Annotated in this window: 11 protein-coding genes; 9 read left to right on the top strand and 2 right to left on the bottom strand. The window is 71.8% G+C overall.

The genetic code is table 11. From position 1 onward, the window contains the following. Nucleotides 1–113: 113 nt before the first annotated feature. Nucleotides 114–794: a uracil-DNA glycosylase gene (gene ung, locus ACMA1D_RS13280; RefSeq protein ID WP_414724130.1), complete on the bottom strand. Its 681-nt coding sequence runs from the start codon at nucleotides 792–794 to the stop codon at nucleotides 114–116. A 340-nt stretch (nucleotides 795–1,134) separates the two neighbouring features. Here ung and ACMA1D_RS13275 point away from each other — a divergent pair, with 340 nt between their 5' ends. From ACMA1D_RS13275 to ACMA1D_RS13260, 4 genes are all read left to right on the top strand, one after another. Next, nucleotides 1,135–1,968 (top strand): HipA family kinase, encoded by an 834-nt coding sequence (locus ACMA1D_RS13275; RefSeq protein ID WP_414724129.1) that lies wholly within the window; start codon nucleotides 1,135–1,137, stop codon nucleotides 1,966–1,968. Next, nucleotides 1,965–2,360 (top strand): DUF3037 domain-containing protein, encoded by a 396-nt coding sequence (locus ACMA1D_RS13270; RefSeq protein WP_349989721.1) that lies wholly within the window; start codon nucleotides 1,965–1,967, stop codon nucleotides 2,358–2,360. Before ACMA1D_RS13275 ends, ACMA1D_RS13270 begins: the two co-directional genes overlap by 4 nt. A 132-nt stretch (nucleotides 2,361–2,492) precedes the next feature. Continuing rightward, entirely contained in the window at nucleotides 2,493–3,254 is a 762-nt protein-coding gene (gene fabG / locus ACMA1D_RS13265) for a 3-oxoacyl-ACP reductase FabG (RefSeq protein ID WP_414724128.1), read from the top strand. A gap of 46 nt (nucleotides 3,255–3,300) precedes the next feature. Further along, nucleotides 3,301–4,071, top strand: coding sequence for an SDR family oxidoreductase (locus ACMA1D_RS13260; RefSeq protein WP_414724127.1), 771 nt, complete (start codon nucleotides 3,301–3,303; stop codon nucleotides 4,069–4,071). A 148-nt stretch (nucleotides 4,072–4,219) separates the two neighbouring features. Here the strand turns inward: ACMA1D_RS13260 and ACMA1D_RS13255 are convergent, their stop codons facing one another. Then, entirely contained in the window at nucleotides 4,220–5,017 is a 798-nt protein-coding gene (locus ACMA1D_RS13255; protein WP_414724126.1) for an SDR family oxidoreductase, read from the bottom strand. A 243-nt stretch (nucleotides 5,018–5,260) separates the two neighbouring features. Here ACMA1D_RS13255 and ACMA1D_RS13250 point away from each other — a divergent pair, with 243 nt between their 5' ends. The 5 genes from ACMA1D_RS13250 to ACMA1D_RS13230 all read left to right on the top strand — a co-directional run bounded on the left by ACMA1D_RS13250 (nucleotide 5,261) and on the right by ACMA1D_RS13230 (nucleotide 20,915). Continuing rightward, the gene (locus tag ACMA1D_RS13250) at nucleotides 5,261–6,259 is read left to right on the top strand and encodes a hypothetical protein (protein WP_414724125.1); all 999 of its coding nucleotides are present in this window, start codon (nucleotides 5,261–5,263) and stop codon (nucleotides 6,257–6,259) included. Nucleotides 6,260–6,637: 378 nt separating this feature from the next. Continuing rightward, a complete protein-coding gene (locus ACMA1D_RS13245; protein ID WP_414724124.1) occupies nucleotides 6,638–8,203 on the top strand; it encodes an alkaline phosphatase D family protein in 1,566 nt (521 codons plus the stop codon). A 2-nt stretch (nucleotides 8,204–8,205) separates the two neighbouring features. Next, complete coding sequence (locus ACMA1D_RS13240) at nucleotides 8,206–9,111, top strand: polysaccharide lyase family protein (protein ID WP_414724123.1); 906 nt, start codon at nucleotides 8,206–8,208, stop codon at nucleotides 9,109–9,111. Nucleotides 9,112–11,171: 2,060 nt separating this feature from the next. Next, complete coding sequence (locus ACMA1D_RS13235; RefSeq protein ID WP_414724122.1) at nucleotides 11,172–12,134, top strand: AfsR/SARP family transcriptional regulator; 963 nt, start codon at nucleotides 11,172–11,174, stop codon at nucleotides 12,132–12,134. A 486-nt stretch (nucleotides 12,135–12,620) separates the two neighbouring features. Then, nucleotides 12,621–20,915 (top strand): SDR family NAD(P)-dependent oxidoreductase, encoded by an 8,295-nt coding sequence (locus tag ACMA1D_RS13230; protein WP_414724121.1) that lies wholly within the window; start codon nucleotides 12,621–12,623, stop codon nucleotides 20,913–20,915. The last annotated feature ends 25 nt before the right edge of the window (nucleotides 20,916–20,940 follow it).

The following is a 20,940-nucleotide window of genomic DNA, read 5'->3' as shown; positions in this document are numbered from 1 at the left end:
GCGGCCCGAAGGCCATCCACTCGGCGGCGGGCACCACCCGCCCGCACCCGGTTGCTCCGGCCCCGTCCGGAGGGGGCGGCCACCCCCGGGGCGCCTCCGGGCGCGCTCGGCGGCTACGCGGCGAGGTCGGGTATCCGCCAGTCGATCGGCTGGTGGCCCTGTGCGGCGACGGCCTCGTTGATCTGGGTGAACGGCTGGGAGCCGAAGAACTTCCGGGCCGACAGCGGCGAGGGGTGCGCGCCCTGCACCACGGTGTGCCGCTCGGTGTCGATCAGCGGCAGCTTCTTCTTCGCGTAGTTCCCCCAGAGCACGAAGACCGCTGGTTCGGGGCGGGCGTCGACGGCGCGGATCACCGCGTCGGTGAAGGTCTCCCAGCCCTTGCCCTTGTGCGAGTTGGCCTCACCGGCGCGCACCGTCAGCACCGCGTTGAGCAGCAGCACGCCCTGCTCGGCCCACGGCATCAGATAGCCGTTGTCCGGGATGGGATGCCCCAACTCCGCGTGCATCTCCTTGTAGATGTTGCGCAGCGAGGGCGGGGTCTTGACGCCCGGACGCACCGAGAAGCACAGACCGTGCCCCTGGCCCTCGCCGTGGTAGGGGTCCTGACCGAGGATCAGCACCTTGACCCGGTCGTACGGGGTGGCCTCCAGCGCCGCGAAGACCTCTTCGCGCGGCGGGTACACCGGGCCCCGAGCCCGCTCCTCTTCGACGAACTCGATGAGCCGCGAGAAGTACGGCTGGTGCAGTTCGTCGCCCAGGGCGCCCTGCCAGGACTCGGGCAGCATGTCGGTCACTTGGGTGTTCCTCCGGTCCGTTCGTGCTTGACGGATACGAACGTACCCCCGGCCACTGACAATGGCCGCCACGCACCGCGTCCGCGCACGTCAGCGCGGTGAAATCGGTCTCGGGCGGCGCGTGTCAGGCAACGGCCCCCGCCCGGACGAGGCCCTGGGGGCGCAGGCCGGCCGAGCGGGCCCTCGACGGACCTCCGACGCACCGGCGCGGTCCGCCAAGCCCGGGGGCGCTGCCCGCGTACGACCCGGGACATCGGCTCCGCCCGCCGGAACCTCGGCCCCTCTCACCGGCCGGGGACGGTGCGGCGGAAGGGTCGGAAGGGGCGGATAGCCTAGGGAAATGCTGACAGAAGTCACAGCGACCCGTTACGTCACGCCGCTGCGTGAGGGCGGTTCGCTCCCCGGGATCGTCGAGGCCGACGACCTCGGTACGTACGTCATGAAGTTCACCGGGGCCGGGCAGGGGCGCAAGACGCTGATCGCGGAGGTCATCTGCGGGCAGCTCGGGCGGCGTCTTGGGCTGCGGGTGCCGGAGCTGGTGCGGATGCAGCTCGACCCCGTCATCGGGCTGGCCGAGCCCGACCAGGAGGTGCAGGAGCTGCTGAAGGCCAGTGGCGGGCTGAACCTGGGCATGGACTACCTGCCGGGGTCGATCGGCTTCGACCCGCTCGCCTTCGCGGTCGAGCCGGTGGACGCGGGGCGGCTGGTCTGGTTCGACGCGCTGATCAACAACGTGGACCGCTCCTGGCGCAACCCCAACCTCCTGGTGTGGCACGGCGAGCTGTGGCTCATCGACCACGGCGCCACGATGATCTGGCACCACAACTGGCCGACCGCGGCCAAGGCGGCGGCCAAGCCCTACGACGCGTCCGACCACGTGCTCGCCCCGTTCGACCCGGACGTGACGGCCGCGGCCAAGGCCCTCGCGCCCAAGGTCACCAGGGAACTGCTGACCGAGGTCGCCGCGGACGTGCCCGACGAGTGGCTGGTGGACGAGCCGGGCTTCGAGGGCGCTGACGGCCCCGACCGACTGCGGGCCGCGTACGTCGAGCGCCTTCTCGAACGGGTGGCGACCATCCACGAGCGGATCACGCTCGGCCCGCCCACCACGAAGCGACCCTCCCAGGCGCCCGCCTGGCTCCGGGTGTGGACCGAAGGGAAGGCGGCGCAGTGAGCGGTCTGCACAACGGACGTGACGTCTTCGAGTACGCCCTGCTGCGCGTGGTCCCCCGGATGGAGCGCGGCGAGTCGATCAATGCGGGCATCGTCCTGTACTGCCACGCGCGGTCGCTGGTCGCGGCCCGTACCCATCTGGACGAAGACCGGCTGCGCGCCCTCGACCCCACGGCGGACGTGGCCGGCGTACGGGCCGCGCTCGGCGCCGTCGAAGGCGTCTGCCACGGCGGTGTGGAGGCGGGGCAGGCCGCCGGTGACGCCGCCGGGCGGCGCTTCCGCTGGCTGGTGGCACCGCGCAGTACGGTCGTCCAGCCGGGGCCGGTGCACACCGGGCTCACCACCGACGCCGAGGCCGAGGTGGAGCGCCTGCTCGACCTGCTGGTGCGCTGAACCGGACACCGTTGACAGGGGGTGGTCCGGCTTCTAGCGTCTCGTCTGCTGACGCTACTAAGCGGTTGCTCAGTCTTCGGGTCGGCGGGGCCGATGCGGATGCGGGCGCCGCTCCCGAGGCGAGGAGACCGGATGTCCACCACCGAACAGCGCGTTGCCATCGTGACCGGCGCGGCCCGCGGCATCGGCGCGGCCACGGCCGTGCGGTTGGCCGCCGAGGGCCGCGCCGTCGCCGTGCTCGACCTGGACGAGGCGGCCTGCGCGGCCACCGTCGAGACGATCGTGGCGGCGGGCGGCACCGCCCTCGCCGTCCGCTGCGACGTCTCGGACGCAGCCGAGGTGGAGCGCGCCGTGGCGCGCGTGGCGGCGGAGCTCGGCCCCCCGGTGATCCTGGTGAACAACGCCGGCGTGCTCCGCGACAACCTGCTGTTCAAGATGACCGAATCCGACTGGGACACGGTCATGAACGTGCATCTGCGGGGTGCGTTCCTGATGTCGCGCGCCTGCCAGAAGCACATGGTGGACGCCGCGTTCGGCCGGATCGTCAACCTCTCCAGCAGCTCCGCGCTCGGCAACCGCGGCCAGGCCAACTACGCCGCCGTCAAGGCAGGTCTGCAAGGGTTCACCAAGACGCTCGCCATCGAACTCGGCAAGTTCGGCGTCACCGCCAACGCCGTGGCCCCGGGCTTCATCGCCACCGACATGACCGCGGCCACGGCCGAGCGGGTGGGCATGGGCTTCGAGGACTTCAAGGCCGCAGCCGCCAGCCAGATCCCGGTGCAGCGGGTGGGCGAGCCGGACGACATCGCCAACGCCATCGCGTTCTTCACCGGCGACCCGGCCGGCTTCGTCTCCGGCCAGGTGCTGTACGTCGCCGGCGGCCCGCTCAACTGACCGCAACGCCCACGAACGCCCGCAACGGGTGAGGGAGGAAGAACCCATGAGCACAGCGGACAGCGGCAAGGTCGCCCTGATCACGGGCGGCAGCAGGGGCATCGGGTACGGGGTGGCCGAGGCCCTGCTCGCCCGCGGCCACCGGGTGTGCGTCACCGGACGGGGCGAGGAAGCGCTCGGCGCCGCCGTCGAAGCGCTCGGCGCGACGGTCCCTGGCGGCGCCGACCGGGTGATCGGCGTGCCGGGCAAGGCCCACGACGAGGCCCACCAGGCGCTGGCGGTGGAGCGCGTGATGGAGGTCTTCGGCCGGGTGGACTTCCTGGTCAACAACGCCGGTACGAACCCGGTGTTCGGCCCGATCGCCGAACTCGACCTCGGAGTGGCACGGAAGGTCTTCGAGACCAACGTCGTCTCGGCCCTCGGCTTCGCCCAGCGCACGTACCGGGCGTGGCAGAAGGAGCACGGCGGCGCCATCGTCAACATCGCCTCCATCGCCGGCCTGGCGCCCTCGCCGTTCATCGGCGCGTACGGCATCAGCAAGGCCGCGATGATCAACCTGACGGTGCAACTCGCGCACGAGATGGCACCTCTGGTGCGGGTGAACTCGATCGCGCCCGCGGTGGTCAAGACGAAGTTCGCCGCCTCCCTGTACGAGGGGCGCGAGGAAGAGGCAGCGGCGGCCTATCCGCTCGGCCGGCTCGGCGTGCCGAAGGACATCGGGGGCGCGGCGGCGTTCCTGCTCTCGGACGACGCCGCCTGGGTCACCGGCCAGAACCTGGTGGTGGACGGCGGCCTCTTCCTCAACGCCGGCGTCTGAGGCGGGGCGCGGGGCCGGCGACCACGGATTTGGTACGTCGGCCCCCTGCTGCGGCCGGGGCTGCCGGGGCGGGGCGCAGGGCGCCGGGACACGCGCCACCGGAGCCGGGCGCACGATGCGCCCGGCCCGCACCGGCCCACCCGCCGGACTAGCCAAGTCCCCCACTGCTGTGGAGGAGCTGCGCGTTGATCCACCCGCCCGCCGGCGAGCAGAGGAACGTGACCAGGTTGGCGCAGTCCTGGGGCACGCCGAGGCGCCCCAGGGGCGTGCCGCGGACCATGTCCGCCTTGAGTTCCTCGGTCATCCACCCGGTGTCGATCGGCCCGGGGTTGATCGCGTTGCAGGTGATTCCCAGGTGGGCGAGTTCGTGCGCGGCGGCCAGGGTGATGCGGTCCATGGCTCCCTTGCTCGCCCCGTAGGGCAGGTTGCCGACCGTGTGGTCGCTGGTCAGGCTGATGATCCGGCCACTTCCGTGTTCTCCGCGAAATCGCAGCCCGTGTTCTCGGATCAGCAGCCACGTCGCCCGCGTGTTGACCGCGAAGTGCAGGTCGAAGCTCTCCACCGTGGTGTCCAGCAAGCCGGAGTCGACCGACTCGCAGTGGCAGAGCACCAGGGCGGCGACGTTCCCCAACTCCCGCTCGACGTCGTCGAAGAGCCGCGCCGGGGCCGTCGGGTCGCCGAGGTCGGCCTCGACCGCGTACGTCCTCGCCCCCAGTGACGCCGCCATCTCCTGCAACACGCGGGGCGCGTCCGGCTCCGTGCCCCACTCCATCCGCGCGTCATACGCGGTCCAGTACGTGAAGGCCACGTCCCAGCCGGCCCGGGCCAGGTCCAGCACCACGGACGCCGCGATGCCCGTCGTACGTCCCGCTCCCGTCACCAGCGCGAGCGGCCGGGCCACTCCTGTCGCGTCCTGCTGGCTCGTCTCGCGCGTCTCACTCGTCATGCTTCCATCCTGGCGTCCGGCCCTCCTCCCCAGCACCCGTTTTTCCCGGGCCCGTCACACCCTGCGCCCCCCGTACGAAGCAAGCCGGCGACACGACGCGAGACACCCAACCCGCGGACCCAACCACCCACTCCGCACGCGCGTTGGGGAGTGGGCGGGCATGTGGGTGGGGCCCCAGCCGGTGGTCCGGCGCGTCACCCTATGCTGCCTCCGATGATCATGTGGGCCAGGGGAGGGCGCGGGATGTTGGGCAGGCTGTTCGGCAAGGGGGCGGAGAGACCGGCGCAGGGGCCGTACGCCCTGCCGGTGGAGCGCAAGCGGTGGAGCAGGATGTACACGCTGCGCGCGCTCGGGGACACCCGGGTGTTGGCGCTGACGGAGGCGGCGCGGGCCGGGGACTGGCCTGCGGTCAAGGTGGCGCTCGCCCCCTTCGACCTGGGCCGGGACCGCCACGTCCTGAGGGAACTGGCCTCGGTGGACGGTGTGCAGGAGTGGATTGTCCAGGCCGTCGAGCAGGAGGAGGACACCGAGCTCCGTGCCCAAGCCCTGCTGATCTCCGGAGCACGACACATCATCTGGGGCTGGGAGGCACGCACCGCGCAGCTCGCCGCCCAGGTGTCCAGGGAACAGTGGGAGGTCTTCTTCGAGCGGCTCGCCATCGCCGAGGAGCACTTGTTGGAGGCCGTCGAGCTGCGGGTGGAGTGGGTCACTCCCTGGGTCGAACTGCTCACCCTGGGACGCGGCGCGTCACAGGGAACTGAGGTCAACGAAGCCAGGCTGGCGGGCGCCCTGAACCGCGACCCGTTCGACGTACACACCCATCTGGAGTGGCTGTACCACTTGCTGCCGCGGTGGGGCGGTACCCCGGGTGAGGGGCTGGCGTTCGCCCGGCAGGCGGTCGCCCGTGCTCCGCAGGGGCACCCCGTCGGCTGCGTGCTCGCGTTGGCGTACATCCAGGTCTGGGAGGACGAGGACACGGTGGACTGTCTCGAAACACCCGAGATACGGGCCGAGTTGCGCGCCGCGGCGGGCCACAGCATCCTGCACCCCTCATACGAGTTCCGGCCCGGCTGGCAGCGTGAGTTCAACCTCTTCGCCATGGCACTGGCCCTGGCCGAGGAGCGCGACACCATACGTCGGGTCTTCCACACGTTGGACGGTGCATACCTCGCCGGGCCCTGGCGCGGCCTGGCGAAGCCAGAGAAGATGTTCGCCCGCCACCAGCGGCGCGCCCGCGGGTGACGGCCGGGCCTAGCTCCGTAAGCCTGGGACACGGTTCCGCGCCGCGGGTCCGGGACGCGCTTCCGCGGCCCGGGAGGTCCCCGCCCCACTGCACCGATCCCGCTGCCCCCGCCTCGTTCCCTCTCCCGTCCTCTCCCTCAGGCACAGCGCATCACCCAATTTCGACCTATATAGCTGACGATGCACGAAACTCCCGGCAGAAGCGCACACAACCGGCGTTCCGCTGCGCCGGCTCCCGACTCCTGGGGCACGGGTCGGTCACGGCGGGCGGTCGAACGTCCCACTCGCGTCTCGCGGGGCTTCACCTGGCCGCCGCACTGCGGCCACTCCTGGCACTGACGATCGCCCCCGGATCCAGACAACGCCCAGGAGAGACAAATGAGTTCAAAAACCCCACCGCCCACCGGCCCGGGACGGCGCCTCTTCTTCCAGGCGACCGGTGTCGGCATCGGCGCACTGCTCGCCGGTGCCGGACTCGCCGGGCAGGCTGAGGCGGCGGGGTTCGCTCCCCGGCTGCGCGAGAACCCGTTCCGCCTCGGGGTGGCCAGCGGCGAGCCCACTGCGGACGGCTGTGTGATGTGGACCAGGCTGGCGCCGCAGCCGCTGGCCGCCGACGGGCACGGCGGGATGCCCGGCGCGGGCTACGACGTGCAGTGGCAGGTCGCCGAGGACGAGCGCTTCTGGCGTGTCGTCCGTGCGGGCACCGCGGTCGCCCTGCCCGAGCTGGGGCACTCCGTGCACCCGCAGGTGCGCGGCCTGCGGCCGGGCCGCCAGTACTTCTACCAGTTCCGGGTCAACGGCCACACCAGCCCGATCGGCCGGTTCCGCACCGCGCCCGACACCCGCACCAGCGGCGCCTTCACCTTCGCCACCGCCTCCTGCCAGGCGTGGTACCACGGCCACTTCAGCGCCTACCGCGACCTGGTCGCCCAGGACCCCGACGTGGTGTTCTTCCTCGGCGACTACATCTACGAGTACGGCATCTCCAGCTCCAACATGTGGCGCAACGCCCCGCTGCCGGGCGGCCCGCACGAGGTGGAGACCAACACGCTCACCGACTACCGGCTGCGCTACTCGCTGTTCAAGTCCGACCCCGACCTCCAGGCGGCCCACGCGGCAGCACCCTGGATCCTCACTCCGGACGACCACGAGGTGCAGAACGACTACGCGGACGAGCAGTCGCAGTACGGCCTGAGCCCGGAGGACTTCCTGCTGCGGCGGGCCGTGGCGTACCGCGCGTACTACGAGAACTGCCCGCTGCCTCCGCTGGCGTTGGCCCACGGGCCGGACGCCCAGTTGCACCGGCGGCTGCGCTACGGCCGGCTCGCCACCTTGCACGTGCTCGACACCCGGCAGTACCGCGGCCCGAAGCCGGCGAACGCCGGGGAACAGAACGCCCCCGACCGCTCCATCCTGGGCGCCGGCCAGGAGCGGTGGCTCTACCAGGGGCTCCGCTCGGCCGACACCCGGTGGAACCTGCTGCTCCAGCAGGTGGGCCTGGTCAAGGTGACGGAGAACCGCGTCGACCAGTGGGACGGCTACCCCGCCGCGCGGCAGCGCCTCCTCGACGTGCTCGGCGAGCGGGGCGTGGCGCCCTCCGTGGTCTTCACCGGAGACTGCCACCGCTCCATCGCCGCCGATCTGCTCGCCGACTTCGACAACCCGGACTCCGCCGTGGTGAGCAGCGAGTTCCTGGGCACCTCGATCGCCTCCGACGGTGACGGCGCGCCGAGCGACAACTACGCCAAGGACTGGCTGCAACACCCGTGGACGAAGTTCTACGACGGCCGTCGCGGCTACGTCCTGGGCCGTGCCGCCGCGGATGCGGTCACCGCCGAGTACCGCGCCGTCCCCTACGTCCGCGCCGACAACCAAGCGGCTGGCTTCTCCCTCGACCGGTTCCGCGTCGAGCACGGCCGTCCCGGCATGCAGAAGGTGAGCTGACCATGACCGACACGACCCTCTCCGCCTCCTCCCCCGAGGTCGCCGCGCGCGGGGGCCGCGGGCCCGTGGGCCATGCGCCCGGCAGCGTCTCGGGGCTCGCCGCCGCCGGCGACCTCGCCGCGGTCGAGCTGACCTGGCGCCCGTACGGCCACGGCCAGCTCGTCGACCACTACGAGGTGTACGCCACCGAGCGCGCCGGGCGGCCGGGCAGCCTGCCCGGTTCGGCGACGCTGGTGGGGCGCACGCTCTACCCGCACTTCACGCATCTGGTCGGCCCCGAGAAGCGGACCCGCCACTACACGGTGGTCGCGGTCGTCGCCTCCGGGGCGCGGACCCGCCCGGCGCGTTCCGTACCGGGTACGAGCAAGGCGTCCGTGGCGGCCGGCCGAGTGGTGGCGCAGGTGGGTGATTTCGACCACAAGGGCCTGGAGTTCGCACTGTCGCCGAGCGGGAGCGCGCGCTTCTCGGCCACTTTCCCGGAGGGTGTGGACTACCGGTATGGCACCTCCATGCCAGGCCGGGACTGGAGCTACCTCCACCCGGGGCCGAGCGATTCCTGGGCCGGCCGCAAGCAGCACACGTTCACGCTCCGCTTCGATCTGGACGCGGCGCCGAAGGAGGACCTGGCGTTCGCGCTGTGGCTGATCGACGCGCACGCGTCCAGCGCCGGCACCGCCGAGTTGACGCTCAACGACAAGCCGGTACGGAAGCTGGAGTTCCGCAACGGCGCCACCCGCGGCTCACTTGAGGGCGACGCCACCCGTTACGGCAGCACGCTCAAGCCCTCGTACTACGAGTTCCCGCTGGCCGCGGGGTTGTTCACGGCCGGCGAGAACGTGCTGCGGCTGCGCAAGACCACTGGTTCGTGGATCGCGTACGACGCGCTGGGGGTCTTCGCCGCGAAGTAGCCCTCCCGGCGGCTCGACCTTCGCATCGGCGTGGGCCAGCAGGGACCCGGCGGCTGTGCCACCGGCGTCCGTGCTGGCCCGCGCCGGTGTGGGTGGTGGGTGTGGGCCGTGCGGACCGGCTCGGAGCGCGGCTGCGGGGGTGTGGTTGTAGTGGCGTGGCTCAGCGGTGCGGCTTGGCGATGTGGCTGTTGGTGATCAGCCGCGGCCCCAGCCGGCAGTCCGCGCGGCCGGGGCGCCCCGTCTCCTGCGCGACAGCTTGGCCGAATTGCTGCCCCCGCGGCGCACCGGCCGAGTCGCTTCCGGCCGAGCCGAACCCCCGCGGCCCACGCGGAGTCCGCGACGCGACCGTTCGGGTGGGGCGGCGGCGGGTTCGAGGTCGGCCGCGTGCGGGGCGGTTGCGTGTGCTTACTACCGTTCCCGCCCCGTATGGGGTGGCGTTCGGGCGGAAAAGGCCGGCCGCCGCTCCGGATCGCCACGGTGCGCACCCCGCCGTTTGCGGTGCGTCGTCCCCGTAATGGCTTTCCCGCGGACGCCAAACGCCGCCCTGCACGCCACATCCACCCATCCCGCCACTTCGATCCCGAAAAGTCCTCGACCGCCGTACGCCCGTGCATCCCGCCGCCCTTTTGTCGCGGATGGAGCAACCAGGACCGGCCACCGGCGACCGGGAAGACCCGTCCCGCCGAAGCGGGCATTGCCGATGGTCGCCCCGCGGAGTCGATCGCGTTACCGCTGATCACGAAGGGGCGAAAAGCGGAAGAGCGGAACAGCTAGTTCCACAGTTGCGCGAAGGGCATTACTCCCTCTCCTCGCCCCCGCCATTCCCTTCGCACCCGGCGCCTTCACACGTCCCGCACACGCTGGGTAGCGCGACGGATGACAGTACGTCAACCGCGCGGTTCGGCCACCTCTCCCCGGGCCGCCCCGATGGCCACCGCACGCACGCCGGCCGACCGCCGCACTCCCGCCCGCCCGAGGTGCGGCGCGGCGACGGCGGGCGAACCGGCAGCGCGCCCCGGGATGCTTCCGCCCCGCCTCGCCTCGCGTACGGCCCGCGCCCGCCGGCTTCCCGGAGCCCCCGCGCCGAGCGGGCGGAGTGTGACCGAAAGGGAAAGAAAGGAGGACTGACGGCCTTTTCGATGTCCCGTAGTCGAATATCACATGGGCGAACACCGCCCATCCATGCAGTCGACACATAGCGAGAAAGCGAATTACTTGCTTTCCACGCTCACACTAATAACGGAGTCACGGAAAGTATTCCGAACGTCCCCACCTAGCACCTTCCCATCAAACCGTCACGCATTATCTCCGCGCCCTTCTGGCGCCCTCATCAAAATCCAGGAGAGACCGCCCACTCGTTTACGTCCCGTTCACTTCGAGAAAGCGATCCATTCCCTCCCCGCGGGCCCGCCCCGGTCGTTTTCCGGATCGGCGTGCGAAAATACGGTCGGGCCATATGCCAGCCGCGCTTTCCGCATGTCCCGAAGGTGCGGCGCCACGCGGCGTACCGCGACACCCATACCGGGCCCGCTACTCCTGCGGGACTAGGCACCCGCCCCGCAGAGCCCCGGCCCCGCCGCATGGGCACCGCCATCGGAACCAGCGCCCAACCTGCCCGAAGGGCCGCGGCGCGGAGCTCGGCAGCCACTTCGACCCACCGCCCGGCAGGATGCGGGCGGGCCCGGGACCAGCACGGCGGACGCGACGGACGCGGGCCAGGAGAAGACGGTTTCACGCCAATCCCGATGATCGCCGCCAGCGCCCCTTCTTACCGTCGGGTAAGCAAGGGACGTGTCACTATCTGGACAGCCGGCGACATGGTGAATCACTTTGCCGCGCACGGCCCGATGGGCCGACCGCACTCAACCGTCGCGACGAATAAACAATTCTTTTACACATCGATGTTTCAATCGCCGAAACACCGTTCACCTTGGCCGACGGCCCCGGCAAGACGCCTCCGCCCCCTCTCGATCCGCCTCGCGAAGCCGCAGGTCAGCGAGGCTGATTCGACCCCGGCCCGATGAGTTGGCCAGTACCAGGACGCCGCGCCATATCAGTTGATGCGCGGCAACTCCAGCCCTTCACTTTCACGTTTCGGTCAGTACGCTGGCACCCATCGGGTAAGAACACGTGACCAGGCGTTAGGGCGTTACCGTCTGCACGTCGCGTCACCAGGTTCCTATCGACAACATTCGGGGGTCTTTTCGACCGTGGATTATCTAGTGCATTTCCACGTCCTTGGTCCGGTCGGGGTAAGTGTTCACGGCAGTCCGGTAAACCTTGGCTCGGCCCGACAGCGAGCCGTGTTGTCCGCACTGCTTCTCACCCCGGGCCATCCGGTGACCGCGGAGCAGCTCACGGAGGCCGTCTGGCCGCGCAGGGCACCCAGCGCGGCAATGACGAACCTGCACAGTTACGTGTCCAATCTGCGGCGCACTTTGGAGCCGCATCGACCACCGCGCAGCCGGGACAACGTGTTGCGGCGCGAGGCCGCCGGCTACGTCCTCGCGGTCGATCCGGAGAGCGTCGACGCGGTGCGCTTCGAACGGCTGATGCAGGAGGGCCGGCGGCTCCTGCTGGCGGGCCGGCCGCAGCAGGCGTGCCATTCGCTGGAGCGGGCCCTGGCGCTGTGGCGCGGGGGCGCCCATCCGGAGGTCAGTGACTACACGCTCGGCGCGCAGGTGGCCGCCCGGTTCGACGAGCTGTGGCTGCTGGCGCTGGAGAGCTACTGGGAGGCCCGGCTCGCGGAGCCCGGGGACATCTCGGTGATCGCGGCCGAGCTGTCGGCGCTGAGCGCCCGTTTCCCGACCAGGGAGCGCTTCAACCTGCTGCTGATGCGGGCGCTGTGTCACGCGGGTCGGCGCGTGGAGGCGATCGACACCTACCACCGCGCGCGGCGTGCGCTGGCTGACGAGTACGGGATCGATCCGGGCGAGGAGTTGCAGACGCTGTTCCGGCGGATCCTGTGCGGTGATCCGACGTCCGAGCGCCGACGCCCGAGCCACATGTCCCCCATTCGCTGACTCCCCGAGCCCCCGGAGCCCCGAGGCTCCCGGGCCCCTTCACGCCCGGCCCCGGCCCACGCGCCGTGGCATCGACGGTCGCGAAGCCGCTGATGGCCCGCTTCGAACCTGTCCCAGGACAGGCCGGAGCGGGCCATCTTCATTTACGCCTCAACCACCGCAAGACTGCTCCAAGTTGGCTCCAAGATGACTCCAAGATCCCCGTGGCAGGGTGCTGATCAGCGCACGGGGGAGCACCACGGGAGCCACCAGCTCAACTGTTCTCGCCCGGGCGCGGGGCAATGATCGCCGTAGGTACCAGGGGGGCGGACGAGCGTGGCGCGGCCTGCGGTTGCGGGCCGTTGACGAGGGCTCAGCGTGCTCTCCCGATGGACGCGGTCGATGCCCTGCGGCCTGCTCGGCGACGGATCGCCGCCTGCGCCGCTCACCCGATCCCTTGCCCACGAGCCATCACCCTGCCGGTGCACCGGATGGTGAGACGAGTCGATGAGGAAGCCCGTGCCGCAGCCAAGCCAGCAAGCCGATCCCGTCGTCATCGTCGGACTCGCCGCCCACCGAGGAGGCGGGGCGCAACCCGCCCCGGACGCCGACCGCGCCTTCTTCTCGCTCCCGGCGACGACCGAACCGACCGCCGATCTCTCGCTGGCACTGCGGTTGGCATGGACCGCACTGGAAGACGGCGGGACCGTGCCCGGCGCGCTCGCCGACGGCCGCACCGGGTGCTTCTTCGCCACGGCCGACGCCTGCGGCGACGGTGACGGCGGTCCTCGCGGTGTGGGTCCCGGCGGTGACGGCGCCGGCGGCCTGGCCGAACAGGTCGCCGCCGGCCTGCGCCTGACCGGCCCCCGGGCCACGGTGGGCCGGCGCGGCGCGGCGCCATCGGGCCGGGACGCGGTACGGGCCGCGGTGGCGCTCGCCGCCGACGAGCTGCGCCACGGCACGGTCGATCTCGCGCTCGCCGGCGCGGTCAGCCCCGGAACCGCAGGGGTCGGCGGGGCCGGCGGCGTCGTGGTGGTGCTGTGCCGACGCTCGCAAGCGGCCCTGGCCGGGGGCCGGGTGTACGGAGTGCTGTCCGACGGCACCGCGTCGGACCGGGCGCCGGACGCCGCCCCGTCCGACACCTCCGACACGTTCCCGGCGGGGAGCGCCGAGCGCACCGCGGCGGAGGTGGTCGCCTTGGTGGGCGCCGCCCCCGTACCGCCCGCCACTCGCGCCGGCGCGCCGAAGGTCCCGGGCGCCGTACCGCTGGACACCGCTCCCCTGGTCCCGCTCGTCCTCTCCGGGCACAGCGACGCCGCCCTACGAGCCACGGCCGCGGCCCTTCACCAGCGCGTCACGGATCTTCCCTCGCTCGACCTGAAGGACCTCGGGCTGTCACTGGCCACCACCCGCTCCGCGTTCGCGCACCGGGCCGTCGTCCTGGCGGCCGACCGTGCCGATGCCCTGCTCGGACTGCGCGCCGTCGCCGACGGCACCTTCACCCCGCTGGTCGTGGACGCCGCCCAGCAGGGCCCCGGGGCTGGGGCCGCCGAGGTCGGGGCCGGAGCCGACGGGGCCGGCGACCTGCGCCCGGTCTTCGTCTTCCCCGGGCAGGGTTCGCAGTGGCCGGGGATGGCCCTGGACCTGGTGGAGTCCTCCGAGGTCTTCCGGCACGAGCTCCGCGCCTGCGCGGACGCGCTGGAGCCGTACGTCGACTGGGACCTGTACGAGGTGCTGCGCGGTGTGCCGGGCGCCCCCGAGTTGCGGGCCGTCGACGTCGTACAGCCCGCCCTGTTCGCCGTCATGGTCTCGCTCGCCGCACTGTGGCGCGCGTGCGGCATCGAGCCGGCGGCCGTGGTGGGCGCCAGCCTGGGCGAGATAGCCGCCGCGCACCTCGCCGGGGCACTCACGCTGGAGGAAGCCGCGCAGGTGGTGGCCCTGTGGAGCCGCGCCCAGGCGGGCGCGACCGGCGACGGCGACCTGGCCTCGGCTCTGGCGTGCCGCGCCGATCTGGAGCGCCGGCTCGCCCGCTGGGGCGACCGGCTGCACTTCGCGGGCTCCAACGGCCCGCACTCCGTACTGTTCAGCGGCGACCGGGCGGCAGTGGCCGAGCTGCTGGCCGAGTTGGACGCGGACGGGGTGCGCGCCAAGCTGCTCGGGAACGACCTACCAGCGCACTCGCCCGCGCTACACCTGGACAACGACCTCCTGCTCGGCGGGCTGGCCGGCCGGGAGGCGCGCGCGTCATCGCTTCCCTTCTACTCGTCGCTGACCGGTGGCCACTTGGAGACCGCGGGGCTCGACGGCCCGTACTGGCAGCGCAACATCACCCGGGAGATCCGCTTCGAGCAGGCCACCCGCGCCCTGCTGGCAGCGGGTCACCGGACGTTCATCGAGGTCAGCCCGCATCCGGTGCTGTTGGGTGCGATGCAGGAGACGGTGGAGGACGAGGGCCTTGGCGCGCACACCACCGTGGTGGGCTCCCTGCGCCGGCGCGCCCCCGGCGTGCCTGCCTTTCTGCACTCCCTGGCGGAGTCGTACGTGCGCGGGGTCGCGGTCGATTGGGGCGCCCTGTTCCGGGGCTCGGGCGCCCAGCGGATGCGCTTGCCCCACTATCCGTTCGACGCGGAGGCGACCGGCAGTGCGGCCGAGCGGGCCGCTGGCGGCGGCGCAGGCCCCACCGTCCGGCTCCGCCGCGAACTCGCCGCGCGCTCCGCGGCCGAGCGGTCCGCCTGGCTGACGGATTTGGTACGCGCCCAGGTCGGCGCGGTGCGCGGGGGCCGCGCCCTCGAAGGGCACGAGGTCCGTCGACCGTTCAAGGAGCTGGGGTTCGACTCGCTCACCGCCGTCGAACTGCGCAACCGGCTGGTGGCCGCGACGGGCCTGCCGCTCCCGATGACCCTGCTCTTCGACCGGCCGACGGTCGAGGCGGTCGTCTCGTACGTGCACGACGCGCTGGTGCACCCCGGCGGCCCGGGCCCCGTCGCACCCCTCGCTGCCGGGCCCGTGACCGCCGACGAGCCGATCGCCATCATCGCGATGAGCTGCCGTTTCCCCGGCGGCGCCGACACCCCCGACGCCCTGTGGCGCCTGGTCGCCGACGGCACGGACGCCCTCTCCCCGTTCCCCGTGAACCGGGGCTGGGACGGCCTGCACGACCCGGACCCGGACCGCCCCGGCACGACGTACGTCAGCGAGGGTGGTTTCCTGCACGACGCCGACCAGTTCGACGCGGGCTTCTTCGGTATCGGTCCGCGCGAGGCGCTGGCCATGGACCCGCAGCAGCGGGTGCTCCTGGAAGCCACCTGGGAGGCGTTCGAGCGGGCGGGCATCGACCCGACGGCGCTGCGCGGCAGCCCCGGCGGCGTGTTCATCGGCGCGATGACGCAGGACTACGGCGAGCCCATGCACCTGGCGTCCGAACGGGTCAACGGTCATGTGCTGACCGGCAGCACCGTCAGTGTGCTGTCCGGGCGGTTGTCGTACGTGTTCGGGCTCGAAGGCCCGGCGCTCACGGTCGACACGGCCTGCTCGTCCTCGCTGGTCGCGCTGCACCTGGCCGCCCAATCACTACGCCGCGGGGAAACCACCCTCGCCCTCGCCGGCGGCGCCGCCATCATGGCCGCCCCCGGCATGTTCATCGAATTCAGCCGCCAACGCGGCCTCTCCCCCGACGGCCGCTGCAAGGCATTCGCCGCAGCAGCCGACGGCACCGGCTGGGGCGAAGGCGTCGGCGTACTCCTCCTCGAACGCCTCTCCGACGCACAGCGCAACGGCCACCACGTACTCGCCGTACTCCGCGGGTCAGCCATCAACCAGGACGGCGCGTCCAACGGGTTGAGCGCACCGAGCGGTCCGGCCCAACAACGGGTGATCCGGCAGGCCCTCGCCGATGCGCGCCTCACTCCGGCAGACGTGGACGTGGTGGAGGCGCACGGCACGGGCACGCGGTTGGGTGACCCGATCGAGGCACAGGCGCTGCTCGCCACCTACGGGCAGGACCGACCGGCCGATCGGCCGCTGTGGCTGGGTTCGCTGAAGTCCAACATCGGACACACCCAAGCCGCAGCAGGCGTCGGCGGCATCATCAAAATGGTGCAAGCCATGCAACACGGCACCCTGCCAAAGACGCTGCACGTGGACGAGCCCACGCCGCACGTCGACTGGGAGTCCGGGGCCGTACGCCTGCTCACCGAAGCCCGCCCCTGGCCCGAGACTGACCGCCCCCGCCGAGCCGCCGTCTCCTCCTTCGGCATCAGCGGCACCAACGCCCACGTCATCCTGGAGCAAGCCCCAGAAGAGGCAGCCGGGCCGGCGTCCGAGGATGCCCCGGGCGACGATGCCACGGCGATTGCCACGGGTGTGGTGCCGTTGGTCATCTCCGCCCGCGACACCCAAGCCCTGCGCGCCCAGGCCGCGCAACTTGCCGCGTACGTCGAAGAACACCCCGACACCGGCCCGCACACCATCGCCCACACCCTGCTGACCGGCCGAGCCACCCTCGAACACCGCGCCGTACTCCTCGCCCACGACCGCGACCACCTACGCGAGACCCTGCACGCCCTCGCCAACGGCCAGGAACACCCCGGCGTCGTCACCGGCAGCGGCAACCACGGCCGGCCCGTGTTCGTCTTCCCAGGTCAGGGCTCGCAGTGGACCGGCATGGCCACCGAACTCCTCACCACATCCGACGTCTTCCGCCAGTCAATAGCCGAATGCGAGAACGCACTCGCACCGTACGTGGACTGGTCACTCACCGAAGTACTCACCAACGGTGAACCCATCGAGCGCGTCGACATCGTCCAACCCGCACTCTTCGCCGTCATGATCTCCCTCGCCAAGGTATGGCAATCCCTCGGCATCCAACCCGCCGCCGTCATCGGACACTCCCAAGGCGAAATCCCCGCCGCCGTCATCGCCGGAGCACTGACCCTGGAAGACGGCGCCCGGGTCACCGCGCTCCGCAGCCAAGCCATCCACACCACCCTCACCGGCCACGGCACCATGGCATCGGTCACCCTCACCCCCGAAGCAACCCAACAACTCCCCGGAACATGGGGAGACCAACTCCACATCGCCGCACACAACGGACCCCACACCACCGTCATCGCCGGCGAAACCACCGCAATAGAGCAACTCCTCACGCACTGCGAACAGCAGGGCATCCACGCCCGCCGCATCAACGTCGACTACGCATCACACAGCCCCTACGTCGAAACCCTGAAAAGCCAACTAGCCGACAGCTTGGGCGAGTTGAAGCCGACGGCGAGCGACATCCCGTTCTACTCCACCACCACCGGCGAAACCCTCGACACCACCCAACTCACCGCCGACTACTGGTACACCAACCTCCGCCAACCCGTACTCCTCACCCACGCCGTCACCACCGCACTGAACAACGGACACACCCTCTTCATCGAAATCAGCCCCCACCCCATCCTCACCACCCCACTCCACGACATCACCGACACCACCGGACACCCCACCACCATCACCGGAACCCTCCGCCGCGACCACGGCAACTGGACCCAACTCCTCACCGCAGCAGCCACCACCACCGCCCACGGCACACCCCCCAACTGGACCCACCTCCTCCCACCCACCACCGCTCGCCCCGACCTCCCCACCTACCCCTTCCAACGCCAGCACTACTGGCTCACTGCTTCCTCTCCCAGCCCACACCTGGGGAGTGGGGCCACCGGGCACCCCTTCTCTCTTACGCGTACGGACCTTGCCGGTAGCCAGGAGACCCTCTACACCGGACAGATCTCCACCCACACCCACCCCTGGCTCAACGACCACGCCCTCTGGAACACCCCACTCCTCCCCGGCACCGCACTCCTCGAACTCGCCCTCCACACCGCACACCACACCGGACTCCACCACATCGACGAACTCACCCTCCACACCCCACTCACCCTCACACCCCACCAACCCCAACACCTCCAAATCCACATCGGCACCCCCAACACCAACGGACAACACCCCCTCACCATCCACTCCACACCCCACCCCCCACACCCCACGGAGGGTGAGGGATGGGTGCAGCACGCGGTGGGCCTGGTGTCGGCGAAGGGGGCGCTGCCGACGGAAGGGGCGTGGCCCGGGCGCGGGGACGTGCTCGACGGGGCCGACGGGGTCTACGAGCGGCTGGCCGCGGTCGGTTTTGACTACGGGCCCGCCTTCCAGGGTTTGCGGCGGCTCGCGCAGGTGGGTGGCGACGTGGTGGCGGAGGTCGAGTTGGCTGAGCCGCAACTGGCGGACGCCGACCGGTTCGACGTACACCCGGCCCTACTGGACGCGGCCCTGCACGGGACGCTGCTTGAGGGCTCGGACCAGGTGCGGCTGCCGTTCACCTTCAGCGGGGTCACCCTGCACGCCACCGGGGCCAGCGCCCTGCGCGTACGCCTGACGCCCACCGGGACCGACACGGTCGCCGTGCTGGCCACGGACACGACGGGCCAGCCGGTCGTCTCGATCGACGCGCTGACGCTGCGATCGGTGACCGCCGAACAGTTCCGGGCCGTTGCCAGCGGGCTCAACGACCCGCTGTACCACGTGGATTGGGTGCCAGCGACGGTCGTTGACGTTCCGCCGACCAGTGCCGGCCGGCCCGTACTCGTCGGGTCCGCGGCGCTGCTCCCCGACCTCGCGGACGCGGCTCCGGAACGGGTGGCCGACGACCTCGGCGCGTTGGTCGCCGCGGTCGACGCGGGGGGCCAGGTGCCGGACACGGTGCTCGTACCGTTCCTCGCCGATGGCGAGGCCACGCCCGACGGCGAAGCTGCGGCTGGGGACGTGTCAGGGTTCGGGGCCGGGTCGGAGTCCGGGGCCCGCGCGCAGGGTTCGGGCGGGGTGGTCGGGGCGGCACACGCGGCCGTCCGTGAGGGGCTTGCGCTCGTGCAGTCCTGGCTGGCCGATGAGCGGTTCGCCGCCTCCCGTCTGGTGTTGCTCACCCGCGGGGCGGTGACCGTACGGGCCGGGGACGAGCCCGTGGACCTGGTCCGGGCCCCGCTGTGGGGTTTGTTGCGGTCCGCGCGGTCGGAGCATCCCGGCCGGTTGGCGCTCGCCGATCTCGACGGCGACCCCAACTCGTACCTGGCCCTGCTGCGCGCGCTCGCGCGCGGCGCTTCGGATGAGCCTCAACTCGCTGCGCGCGCAGGCATGTTGTTCGCGCCACGGTTGACCAAGGTGGCGCCTTCGGCCGGTGCGGGGGCGAGCCCCTTCGACGGCACGGGGACGGTGCTGATCACCGGTGGCACCGGGCTGCTCGGGGGCGTGCTCGCCCGGCACCTGGTCGCCGCGTACGGGGTGCGCAGCCTGCTGCTGGTGAGCCGGCGCGGTCCGGCGGCCGACGGCGCGGAGCAGTTGCGCGCGGAGTTGACGGCGGCGGGGGCCAGGGTGACGGTGGTCGCCTGTGACGTCACGGACCGCGCGGCGCTGGCCACGGCGCTCCGGGCGGTCCCCGCCGACCTCCCGCTGACCGGTGTGGTGCACACGGCCGGGGTGCTGGACGACGGGGTGGTCGGCTCGTTGACGCCGGAGCGGGTCGCGGCGGTGCTGCGGCCGAAGGTGGACGCGGCCTGGCATCTGCACGAACTGACACGCCCTTACGACCTGCGGGCCTTCGTGCTCTACTCGTCGGCTGCCGGCACGCTCGGCCAGGCGGGGCAGGCGAGTTACGCGGCGGCCAACGCCTTCCTCGACGCGCTGGCACAGCACCGCCGTGCGGCCGGGCTGCCCGGCCTCGCCCTGGCCTGGGGGCTGTGGGCCGAGGCGGGCGGGATGACCGACCACCTGGCGGAGGCCGATCTGCGTCGGCTGGGCCGCACGGGCCTGGCCCCCATGGCGACCGAGCAGGGGCTCGCCCTGTTCGACTTGGCGGTGCGGGCCGAGGCCGATGCGCGGGCCGCGGTCGGCGGTGAGTCGGAGGCCGAAGGGCCGGGCGACACGGCCGGTGGACCGGGTGACACAGCCGGCAAGCCACGCAGCGCAGCCGACGGGTTGGGCGACTCGGCCGATGGGCCGGACGAGACAGCCGACGGCCTGCGGAACGCCGCCGGCGGGTCACACGACGCGACCGCCCATCCGGCCGAGAGGCCGACAGGCGGCAGTGCGGGTGGCGGGCGCGGCGCGCTGGTGCCCGCCGTCCTGGACTTCGCCGCCCTGCGCAGCCAGCCTGAAGTACCGGCCCTCCTGCGGCAGTTGGTACGAGCCGCGGGCCCCGCTCCGCTGCGTTCGGCCGGGCGGGGCGAGACGGCAGATGGCGTACAGCGGTTCGCGGGCCTTGCGCCCGATGAGCGCCACCGGGCCCTGGTCGACCTCGTACGGAGCCAGGTGGCGACCGTGCTCGGCCACCCCACCCTGGACTCGGTCGATCCCGGCCGCGGCTTCCTCGACCTCGGTGTCGACTCGCTGACCGCGCTCGACCTCCGCAACCGGCTGGGCGCCGAGGTCGGCAGGGCGCTGCCCGCCACTCTGATCTTCAACCATCCCACCCCCACCGCCATGGGCCGCTTCCTGGCGGCCGAACTCTTCCCCGACGACGAGGCCGTGGGGACCGGCGCCGGCGGGCCCGGCCCGGACGGGGACGACGGGGCGCCGAACGAGGCGGAGTTCCGCCGGGCGCTGGCCGCGATCCCGCTGGCCAGGTTCGAAGAGGCGGGGCTCGTACGGACCCTGCTGGGTCTCGCGGAGTCCACGGGTGGGCAACCCGCCGCGCCGGTGGCGGAGCAGCAGGGCAGCGCGCTGGACGCGATGAACCTGGACGACCTGGTCCGGGTGGCCCTCGGTGACAACTGATCGTTCATTCCACGAGGTTCGGAGT

Source organism: Streptomyces sp. 796.1 (genome assembly GCF_047525675.1).
Taxonomy (GTDB): domain Bacteria; phylum Actinomycetota; class Actinomycetes; order Streptomycetales; family Streptomycetaceae; genus Streptomyces.
This window is presented reverse-complemented; position numbering and strand designations above follow the sequence as displayed.